Origin of the sequence: Streptococcus sp. HMSC063B03 (assembly GCF_001836965.1) — a bacterium.
Lineage (GTDB): Bacteria > Bacillota > Bacilli > Lactobacillales > Streptococcaceae > Streptococcus > Streptococcus pneumoniae_F.
This window is the reverse complement of record NZ_KV831064.1, coordinates 7,449-17,902: the sequence shown is the minus strand read 5'-3', so window position 1 is coordinate 17,902 and position 10,454 is coordinate 7,449. Positions and strand designations below refer to the sequence as shown.

At 32.0% G+C, this 10,454-nt stretch carries 15 protein-coding genes and 1 pseudogene; all 16 read right to left on the bottom strand.

The window, feature by feature from the left end:
- Positions 1-204 (bottom strand): annotated as a pseudogene (locus tag HMPREF2628_RS11165) (hypothetical protein); the annotation flags it as partial.
- Positions 205-228: 24 nt separating this feature from the next.
- Positions 229-579, bottom strand: coding sequence for a hypothetical protein (locus HMPREF2628_RS08635; protein WP_049488048.1), 351 nt, complete (start codon positions 577-579; stop codon positions 229-231).
- A 19-nt stretch (positions 580-598) separates the two neighbouring features.
- Positions 599-949: a hypothetical protein gene (locus HMPREF2628_RS08630; protein WP_049488050.1), complete on the bottom strand. Its 351-nt coding sequence runs from the start codon at positions 947-949 to the stop codon at positions 599-601.
- Positions 936-1,127, bottom strand: coding sequence for a hypothetical protein (locus tag HMPREF2628_RS08625; protein WP_049488058.1), 192 nt, complete (start codon positions 1,125-1,127; stop codon positions 936-938). Before HMPREF2628_RS08625 ends, HMPREF2628_RS08630 begins: the two co-directional genes overlap by 14 nt.
- A gap of 186 nt (positions 1,128-1,313) precedes the next feature.
- Positions 1,314-2,354 (bottom strand): ADP-ribosylglycohydrolase family protein, encoded by a 1,041-nt coding sequence (locus HMPREF2628_RS08620; protein WP_049488051.1) that lies wholly within the window; start codon positions 2,352-2,354, stop codon positions 1,314-1,316.
- Positions 2,355-2,453: 99 nt separating this feature from the next.
- Positions 2,454-2,888: a hypothetical protein gene (locus HMPREF2628_RS08615; RefSeq protein WP_049488053.1), complete on the bottom strand. Its 435-nt coding sequence runs from the start codon at positions 2,886-2,888 to the stop codon at positions 2,454-2,456.
- A 591-nt stretch (positions 2,889-3,479) separates the two neighbouring features.
- Positions 3,480-3,755, bottom strand: coding sequence for a hypothetical protein (locus tag HMPREF2628_RS08605; RefSeq protein ID WP_049488057.1), 276 nt, complete (start codon positions 3,753-3,755; stop codon positions 3,480-3,482).
- Positions 3,756-4,051: 296 nt separating this feature from the next.
- Entirely contained in the window at positions 4,052-4,735 is a 684-nt protein-coding gene (locus HMPREF2628_RS08600; protein WP_070842907.1) for a DUF443 family protein, read from the bottom strand.
- Between the two features lie 361 nt (positions 4,736-5,096).
- Positions 5,097-5,528: a hypothetical protein gene (locus HMPREF2628_RS08595; protein WP_070842906.1), complete on the bottom strand. Its 432-nt coding sequence runs from the start codon at positions 5,526-5,528 to the stop codon at positions 5,097-5,099.
- Between the two features lie 21 nt (positions 5,529-5,549).
- Positions 5,550-6,140, bottom strand: coding sequence for a hypothetical protein (locus HMPREF2628_RS08590; protein WP_049487057.1), 591 nt, complete (start codon positions 6,138-6,140; stop codon positions 5,550-5,552).
- 63 nt (positions 6,141-6,203) lie between these two features.
- Positions 6,204-6,689, bottom strand: coding sequence for a hypothetical protein (locus HMPREF2628_RS08585; protein WP_070842905.1), 486 nt, complete (start codon positions 6,687-6,689; stop codon positions 6,204-6,206).
- Between the two features lie 53 nt (positions 6,690-6,742).
- Entirely contained in the window at positions 6,743-7,063 is a 321-nt protein-coding gene (locus HMPREF2628_RS08580; RefSeq protein ID WP_239664894.1) for a hypothetical protein, read from the bottom strand.
- Positions 7,064-7,106: 43 nt separating this feature from the next.
- Entirely contained in the window at positions 7,107-7,775 is a 669-nt protein-coding gene (locus HMPREF2628_RS11160) for a hypothetical protein (protein WP_239664893.1), read from the bottom strand.
- A gap of 545 nt (positions 7,776-8,320) precedes the next feature.
- Positions 8,321-8,980: a DUF6572 domain-containing protein gene (locus HMPREF2628_RS08570; RefSeq protein WP_049487878.1), complete on the bottom strand. Its 660-nt coding sequence runs from the start codon at positions 8,978-8,980 to the stop codon at positions 8,321-8,323.
- Between the two features lie 135 nt (positions 8,981-9,115).
- The gene (locus HMPREF2628_RS10610; RefSeq protein ID WP_080975938.1) at positions 9,116-9,787 is read right to left on the bottom strand and encodes an Imm59 family immunity protein; all 672 of its coding nucleotides are present in this window, start codon (positions 9,785-9,787) and stop codon (positions 9,116-9,118) included.
- A 3-nt stretch (positions 9,788-9,790) separates the two neighbouring features.
- Positions 9,791-10,441: an Imm59 family immunity protein gene (locus HMPREF2628_RS11240; RefSeq protein WP_049487877.1), complete on the bottom strand. Its 651-nt coding sequence runs from the start codon at positions 10,439-10,441 to the stop codon at positions 9,791-9,793.
- Positions 10,442-10,454: the final 13 nt, after the last annotated feature.

The window sequence follows — 10,454 nt, the reverse complement described above, 5'->3', positions numbered from 1 at the left end:
CTTATATTGAATTTCATAATGAATACTGTATAGATAGTCTAGCTCTTCCATCTTGACTTTTTTTGTAAATACATTATCAGATATCCTCCCCCAAGGACTTATATAATTTTGAAAATCTTTAAATCTAACACGACTATATAAAATTACTTCATGCTTGTTCTCATATTCCGCTTCAAATTTGTTTTGTTTATAAATGGCGTACATATTTTTTCCCCTACGAGTTTCAGTCTACAACCAACCCTTAGCTTTTAAGAACTCATCGGGGATACGCAGTTCAATCTCTGCCATGATTTCTTTTAAGTAGTTATCCCAATCCTTTGTTCCCATATAGCTACGCATTTTGCTTTCAAGCGATGCTCCAAATTCATCATTCAAAACAATAGAGAATCCGCATAAATCATTATCGTAATTAAATTGAACCCAATAGTAGTCATATGCCCTGAATACGAGGCGTAATATATGATGATTTGGGACATCGACCAACTCACAAATAGTTACTTCAGAGGCTCTATCTCCAAAGGAACGCTGAATCCGTTCAATTACTTCTTGTTTTATAGCTTCCATACTTTCTTGAGCCATACCAATACCTCCTTCTTTTTTATCGCCAACCCTTGGCTTTTAGATATTTCTCCGGGATATACGACTCGATTTCTAATATGATTTCTTTTAAATATGCATCCCAATCGCTTATTTCGATATAACGACTGTTCGGCTTAGAAAGTAATAACCCTTCCTCTCCGTTTAAAAACAGATAAATCTCAAAGAAATCATTCTCGTACTGAAATTTTACCCCGGCAAAATTATAGACGCGGAAGTTCAGTTTGAATGTATGACGATTGGGTTCATCAACTATATCATCAAACACTATACCATTAATTTTATTTTTAAATACTCTTTTAACTATATCAAAAAATTCATCTGATAAAATATCCATATTATTTAATTCCATACCAGTACCCCCCTTTGGGTTTTAATCCATTATATCCATGATGTTCCTTTAAATAATCCCATTCCCATCTTATAGCTGACTTTTCATACATCTTCAACGTCGGATTATGAGAAAATCGAATGGTCTTACCTTGTGCAACTGCATCATCTAGTGCAGGTTGATTGAAATATTTGAACATGTCTCTACCTTCTGCATCCAAACCATATTCAACTGTAATTTTATTCCAATCATCTCCTAAGCTAAAGTAAGTGGTATCTCCAGCCTTGCTGATGTATGAAAATCACCATCAATCTGGTAGTAACAATTCTTGTACAGTAAGAGTTTACCAATGGTTTATCGGTAAACTATTGTTTCATTTATTCTATCATAGAAAGGGCGAGTTGTTCTGATTGTTGCCAAATAATAAGAACTGTTTTGATTGTTTATATAAGTGTTCCAGTAATTGCCGACATTTTTCATCAATCAATTCTCTATTAGCCAGCTGTTGAATCCATTTTTCTGGAATGCCTTCCAGTTGATAGTAGGCTCCAGCCAAGGTACCTGTAATGGCACCGATGGTATCGGTATCCCCTCCAAGATTAATGGCTTTTAGAACAGCTTCTTCAAAACTATCTGTTATACCTAAACACCAGAGACAAGCCTTCAAGGTATCAACAACATAGCCTGTGGAAGCAATATCTTCCCTAGATTTTTGATAAAATTCTCTATCAAATATTTCTCTAAAATGTTCCTGATACTCTTCCCAGTATTCTGGTTTTTTCTTGAAATAATCTTCAAGATAAGGTTTTAATTGACAAAGTAATTTTTCTAAACGAATGTTAAGAAGAAAACCGATTAAAAGCTGGACATAAAGAATAGATGCCACGATAGACCTTGGATGAGCATGAGTCAGCTTAGTATATTTCTCAATTATTTTTGATCTATAACTGAAATCAAAATTTTCATATAAGAGCAAAGCTAAGGGAGATATCCTCATCAGAGCTCCATTGCCATTATCTCTCTCACTAGTTCCTCCACATTTCTCTGGAGAGACTCCTGCCAAATACCGTTCAATCGCCTGATTAGTCGCAACACCAATATCAAAGCAGTATCCAAAAGGTGTGAGGTAGCCCTGACGATAAGCTACAAATTTATCCATCAACCCATTCAAATCAGAATCCTCACATAGGTGTTCAATAAGTGCTAAGGATAAAGAAGTATCATCTGACCAGGTACCAGCTGGTTGATTATAGGTTCCATAACCCACCATATCTGAAATATGATAGGTATCTCTATTTCTGAACTCTACAGGGACTCCCAGTGCATCACCTATAGCTAGACCAAAGATAACCGAATTTATCTTTTGTTTAAGATTATATCTTCTATACTGATTTGAATCATCTTCCCATTTATCTCTTAATCTCATAGCCTTCTCCTATTCTATCTTGACAGATTTCCAACATATCTTTTTTGCTTAAATAGATTACTTTCATTAAAAACACCTTTGCTATTTGAAACCTATTTACTAATCACTTATAGGCCAGTGCCCTGTTTCAGCATAAATCATGACTTCATATGCTCCTCTAGAAGATTCAAATGCTTTATCCATCAGTTCCTTAGTTATGGGATAGCATACTTCAGGACCTATGACTCCGCCAATTTCTTTCAAGAAGCTAATTTCGTAATAACCATCTGTCTCATATACAATAAATCCATTACCTCTATGTACAATCGTATCCGATTGATTATAATCTACTAACTCATCTTTCTTTGGCCAATGATGATGTTCACAATAAAACATTACTTCTAAAGAATCTTTGTCTGATTTTGAAACACGTTCTGCTAATTCCTGGCTAATGGGAAAATTAAGCGCTTCTTTCCCTCTACTCCACATAATCTCATAATTATTTTTGTCTTTTAATATTGTACAGTTTTTATATTGCTGAATTTCTGTTGTCATATAAATTTGCTTCCTTTATTTAATATTGCAGAATTATCATAGACCAAAAAGATTTAGTTGGTGCGCACATTCCTTATCAAACTCTCCATTACCTTCTTTCGTCTGTGTAAACTATTGGCTATACACAAATAGAGAATAAACAAAAGCATGGAGTGGAAGAACAAAGTCAAAAAACCAGGATATATTAGATAGACGGTCAATGATACTAACAAACTAATAAAGCTAGCACGAAGTACAGAAGAAACAACAACTCCACTTTTCTTTACTATTTCTAGGAATTCTAAGTACTCCAAATCTGTAAATAGAGCCGGATACAAATCCAAGTCTTTTTTAAAATAGACATCCAGCAATTTCCCGATAAGTAAGAAAATAAAAGAAAATAGAATCAAATAGAGATACTTATGCTCAGCTATACTAAAGATTTTCAGGCCATTCAGGAATCTAATACATGGAAGAACTAGTAATATCAAGGTAAGAATAAAGTACTGTTGATACTTAGAAGTTCTTTCTGGAATCGAAAAATACAGTTTCCTTCCTTTTAGGTCATAGTAAACCAATTTGTTCTTAAATTCTCCTAGATGAACTAGTTCTTTATAATGTTTTCTCTTTTCTTTCATTTCCTTTTGTCAGTTCTTTCTCCAATTGTTTTAAGACAACTAAAATATCGCTTTTATAATCCATTGTTTCATCTACAAATCTTCTCGCTAAACTAAAAAAACTAATGTTATTGATATTTTCCCCTCGTTCTATAAGCTTAGTTAGCTTATATATATCCTGTATAATTCCCGGGTATAACTTCTGACCTGGATATTCTAAGTCAATTAAACCTTGTAATTGTCCTATATATTGAGTATATCTGTTCTTCATAATTGAATCCCTTATTAACTGTAATTAGTGTATTCACTTCAAGTATTATAGCTGTGAAATTAGCTACTAAACCTAACCAATGCTCCTTTTTATACGAATACTGATGGAATTATTTTTATACTTTTGTATTTTAACATTGACTGATTTTTCCCCTTTCTTCATATTCACAATGAACAGATGTTGGAAATAGCTTTTACCCAAATAGCTATACTGCCTTTAACAATCTTAACTACGAACAAAGCATATTTTAGCTTGGAACTGTTCTCCAAATCTAGTTTTAACTTTATTCACTTAATTTAATTTTTACTTTGATTTGATAAAACATCAACTATCTCATATTCCCGTTCTTCTCCAGGTGCAAAGGCAACATTTATGGTTGCTAGAGAAATGAACATTGTTAAAATCATTATCAAAAGCATGGCAACATTTTTTATATAAATAAAAGCTAAGGCAAATATAAGAGCTAAAGCAAAGAAACATACTCGTAAAAGAAGCATTTTTACGTAAAAACGCGATGAATTTACTGGTTTTATCTTAAAATAAATAGATTGTTCCAATGATCTATTAAGTAATTCCTCCAAACTTTTTTTCTTTTTAGAATATAAAAGCTGAAGCAAACTAAAAGACAATAATAAACCAATAACTACTAAAAGCAAACTAGTTACTATCGAAAAATTCACATAAAAGTTGGCAAATAAATCAATATGATTCATACGAGCCCAGGCATTCACAAAAACTGCCAATCCTGCGGCTAATGACGTTGGAAGGATAAATTTGCTCGCCTTAGCGTTTTTTTCTTCGATTTTAACAAGTTCTTCATCTGAGATAGCATAAACTTTCTGATAAAAATACCAGTTTAGAGGCAAACAGAAGTATCCGAGAAAATGTTTAGGAGATCTATCTAATAGATACTGTCTCCCCTGATAATGAAATAATAGGTATCGAAGATTCCCTTTATAATATAATTTTATTTTTTGCATTCTAATCCTTACTAATTTAAGAAAACATGAGTTTTTCCCAAGCTTCGAGGAGTATCTCGATATCGGCGATATCTTATTTTAGTATTTTATCATTTATTTTATATAAGTGATGACTTTCAGTTCCAAATGCAACATTAGAAGCCGATAAATATAGAAAGATGATTGCATTAGCCATTAAACCAAAAAGTAAGTTACCTGATTAAAAATAATACAAGGACATAAAAAATGCTAGTCCACCAATAACTACTAAAAAGCCTAGCAATTGTTTAAAGTCAATTTTTACTGGTGTGATTTTATAGTATTGTAAATGCCTAAGTTCGCGCCCTAGCTATGAACTGAAACAAGAACGATATTATACTAATTATGAATGCTCTTTTTCAAACCATAAAGTATATAGCGGACTGACCTTTTCAAATAATTCCTTTTCGTATTGATATCTATTCTCTTGTACTTTCTCAACTATTTGACTAACTTTCTCAAATTCATTATTTTTAATCAAATTGTCAATTAAATCAACATCCTTTTCATCAATCTTTTGCGAAGAAATATTCTGAGTGATTATCTTTAAAATCTGATAAGTCACCTCATTATCATCTAATTTAGAAATTTCGGATGTTATTCTCCCTCGTTCAGTAAAAACTAGATTATATCTCCCATTTCTATCCTCTATTATAGAAATCCCCTCTAGAAAGTAGGGAGGTTGTTCAGAAAAATGAATCCCAAATTCACCTAATTTTATATTTCCAATTTTTGAAACTTCGGATTCAATTTTGTTTTTTAATTTTATTAGCATTTAATTATTCCTATTTAAATATTAAAACTTCTCAATCCCCTCTGAACTATACCCTAACAAAGTAGCTTCATATTGATCTCCTAGTCCACTAGCACCATTCAGTTGAATCAACCACTCCTTAATAGTTTTTAATTTTACAATTGATGCATAGAAGGTTTGAAATATTCTGTTTGGTTGGAAAAATAGATTATATTCATTGTCACTTGCATCTACGTAATAAATCTTGTTTAACTCTGAAGAAAAATTGATTTTTTCTTTAGTCCTAGAATCAATCGAATAGAAGTTATCCAGTTGTTCTCTAGTCAAGTATTCTTTTAATACTTCAATTTCCTCTATATCATTTATTAAAGTCATCATTGGGAATTCAAAATCTGTAACTCCTCTCTTAACAAAGATTGCAAAATAGAGTTGAGCCAAATCCTTGTTACGAATTTTACAGTATTCTAAAACATTCCCTCTTTCATTTAGTGAAATAACAAATTCGTCTTCTCTTTGTTCTAGAATATAAATAATATCCACATTATCATATACCTGCAACTTGTTATTTCTTGAAACAATTTCAATATTACCGATAAACCTTTTCACACTTACAATATACTCATTATCAAACATTATCATTTCCTCGCACGGAGTCACATATTTTTTTAATAAGGGTTAAACGTCAGCATCAAAACATTATTGTTCTATAGAATTTAAAAAATCATCAATATTTTGGCCTTCTAAACTTTTTACTTTAACTCCCTGATCTTTAAAGATTCCTAAAGGTGTTTCGACTATTTTTAAGACTTCAATATCTTTTCGACCAATCTCTTTTGCCCATTCTAATTTGTTTATCTGCTTGAATCCCAACTCATCCTTTATTTGATTTTGGTTGGCGCTTGGTATTATTTCAAACCAATCTTTCTCAATATTCCTTCGAATCATCCCACTACTAACATAAAAAGAATGCCCCTTATATTGAATTTCATAATGAATACTGTATAGAAAGTCTAGCTCTTCCATCTTGACTTTTTTTGAAAAGAAATCATCAAATTCCTCTCCCCAAGAATCTATATAATTGCTAAACCCTCCATCTTTTGTATCACTAGTCAGAACAATCCAATCATTATTACTAAGTCCTTTTGAAACATTATATTTTTTACCCTGATGAATAGCAATCATTATTCACTCCTATTTCGTTACTTCCCAACCTTATGAATTCACCCTTCAGTTGTCTAGTCTTCTAATAAGCTGTCAATTCTTTTTATCAATAAAGAAAATTGTTCATTTTTTCTTTTCATGTATGCAGCGTCCGAGTCAAAAACATAAAAATCCGATAAACCATCTCTTGGGAAAAACATACTTTTGTACCTTTTCTGTAGGTGGATCATCGTTTCTGCTGGTATCTGGGGATGTCCTATACTTTGTAGGATAAACTGCATTTCCTCAAGGATACCTATGAAATTATTAACATTAATTTTTCCCTTGTAATCTGATAGAAACACTATTAAGTCAGATAACGAATTCGTCAGTTCTTCTTTTAAATTGGTCATCATGTCATTCTCCAAAATATTCTTTAGTCATTAATAGAAACCGAGCTTATATTCGACATCTATATTTGACTATCTCATAAAATTCCGCGATAGCCTCTTCTTCATTTTTAAAGGAAGCAATTTCAATCAAACTCTGTCGCTCTGACACTTCATACACCAGAAACTTATTTGATTTCGAATCCAGAAAATACCCTATTGCAAACTGCTCTAATGCTTTTTGGTTTAGATAGACTGTATAATATTTAAGTTTACTTCGATTAGACTCTAAAAAAGCAAGTAACTCTTCTTTTGTCATTGTAGTTTCTCCGTTAGTTTTATGACTTTTTAAGTAAAGAGAACTTTGAGGTTGCTTCCTTCTTCTCTCTCCAGACTTAGGATCAATTATACTAAATAAGCGAATTTGTTCTTCTTGAAGAAGGCTATTATAACGTTCAAAATCTCCATTAGCATTCGTCCATGCATTCTTTGATGCTATTCTAGTAACATATGATTGTAAAAGATCATAAAGTATATCTTCCTTATTAGCAAATTTTTTCTCAGAATTTATTTTGCCACGTTCGACACCAACAATGTAATAGTGATCGCCCTCTAAATAAATAATACGTCCTTCCGGTAAAAATAGAGATGGTTTTTCTTCTAAAAATAAGTCCGACGGATTAAGATTCGTCTCCCCTATTTTTAATAGCAATTCCATTAATTCTTGTTTTAACTGCATTATTTTTACCTCATTCCATTATTCATAAATAATAATTATTTGCTAAACAAGAATAGAATACTGGTCTCACCTGATTTTGTATCAATATATGATATTATTTCCGCAAAAGAGGTATTAAATTTACTAGAGTATGTACTCTTTTCGGAAAATCTACCATATTGTTTTTCTAACCACTTATCCTGTATTCCTTTTATATCTTGTAGTTTATATTCAAACATATTTGAATAATTTATCGGATCATTTGATTGATAAATACTTAACTTTAAAGATTCAAGAATGTTATTTTTAAAATTAAAATCTGCTCAAAATTCTAATCCTTCAATCTTAACGGGGGATTTTAACTTAAATAAATTAGAACTTTCATCTTGTTGAAGATAACCTTTGAAATTATTATTAAATATTTCTTTTGTTAATTGTTTGTTGATAACTGTATTATTTATAATCATTAGAATTCCTAACTATATCCTATTTTTACCTGCTTAAAAAAAGTTTTGACAATCTAATCACATTATACCACAAAAAAGAGAGCGTTTCCGCTCCCTTTATTACTCTGGCAATTCTATCTTCAAGCTCATATCAGTCGGTTGTAACACTTTCTGAACCTCAGCAAGAAAGGCCAATCCATTATCATATGGGAAGTACTGGAATGTGATATGGATGACTTTTTTGTCAAAGCTATCGCCATATCGCTCCACATACTGCTTGCTTTCGAGGAAGTGAATGTAATTGTTAATTTTTTCTTGCAGAATTTCCAGATGAACTGCTTCTATCTCTTCCTCCCAGCCAACTGGATCCACCAGAAGAAGCTCTAAATGACTATCAACTATACCAATTGCATCAAGTTCGCTAGGTTCCAGTTCTGAAACAATGGCTTTGGTGACAATTTGTCTAAATTCCTCTGCTGTAAAAAGACGACGAGTATTTCCTGGGTTTTTTAAAATAAAAGAAGGATGATTTTCGATGAAGAGCTTACCAGACTCATCTTGTGTATATTGCTTTTTAGATTTCCAAAAACCATATTGCGCATAAGTCATCAACTCTTTGCCAGTATGTTCTCCCGACATGTAACTATCTGCAGCTTCTTTGGGAATTTCTCTAATCACTTCTGGGCAGGTAATATTAAAAGTTGGATAACGCAAGAAATATTTATCACCATCTTGACAAATTTCCAACATATCTTTTTGACTTACATAAATTGATTCCATTCTTATCTCCTTTGTCTTTTACCAAATGTCTACTGATTTATTCTTTCTTCAAAATCATTTATCTTCTCTTTCGTACTAACTAAACTTTAGCTAGTTCTCAATGACCTAGAAAGCTAAACACATCTTTTACAAGATTCACATATCCTGCCTCAAATTAAATCTTTTTCCTTCCTCGTCCCATAGTGGCGAAGGATAGGGATGTGAAAAACCAAATTCATTAGCCAACTGTTCCGCATGAACTGTTTGACTTAGAATCTTAAAGAACTCATTCTTTGCTTCATTCATCGTATCAAACTCCCATGTTTTCCCCACGATATATGAGCGTTCATCCCTACTGTTAATTTGAAATTTGCCATTTTTAAAAAACAAATGTGTTGCCCAAGGTTGACTGCTATCTTCATCAAACAAGACATAAGACAAGCTTTCAAAACCTCTTTCTTTAATCTCCTTTTCCACTATATTTTTCAAAGATTCAATATCGATATCTAGTTTATCCCATAATGGAGAGGAATATTCAGGAACTTCTCCATTTTCAACGGAAGTTTTATTTTGAAAAACTGTTAACTTTAGATTATGGATAAATCTCTCTTTTGCTTCTTCAAATGTCTTAAACTTAAAAATACTTCCTGTACTCGCTCGATCCATTGTTGAGTAAACTTCATACAATTTCAATTCTGGATTATAATCTATCCTAGTTTCCCACTCAGAAAGTCTGTGTTCATTAAAAATAGAATATCTTAAAGACTCATATCCTAAATCTTGAATGGCTAATAAAAGTTCAGAACGTTCTTTGGCTTCGTCTCTCATCTTCTAGTTATCCTCTTTTTCATCCCATAATGGTGATGTATATTCTACTGGCAATCCTAATTGTATATTCAGTTTATTAGTTTCTATGACGAGTTCTAATTTTTCAAAAAAATCTTTCTTTGCACTTCCAAAATTATCGTACTCTTTACTATGTCCAACTATATATGATCGATCATCTCGACCATCAACATAAAATTTTCCATTTTTCTGATAAAGATGAAATGCCCAAGGAAGCTGTTTTGTTTCGTCAAATAGAACATAATGTAAGCTCTCATAATGACGTTTTTCAATTTCTTGTTCAACTATGCATTTCATGTTCTCAATGTCAGCTTCGATTTTGTCCCATAACGGGGAGGAGTATTCAGGAACTTCCCCATTTTCTACAAAAAGTTTATTTATTTCTACAGTAAGATCTAGTTTTTCTATAAATTTATTTTTGGCATCCTCAAAATTATCAAATTCTAATTTTTTATTATAACTTGCTCGATCCATGGTAGCGTAAACATTGTACACTTGCTTAGAATCGTCAAATTCGATTACCACTTCCCATTCACCAGGACCATATTCGTTAAAAATAGAATATCTCAAACTTTCGTATCCTAAATCTTGAATGGCTGATAACAGTTCTAAACGTTCTTGGGCTTCGTCTCTCATCTTCTAGACATCT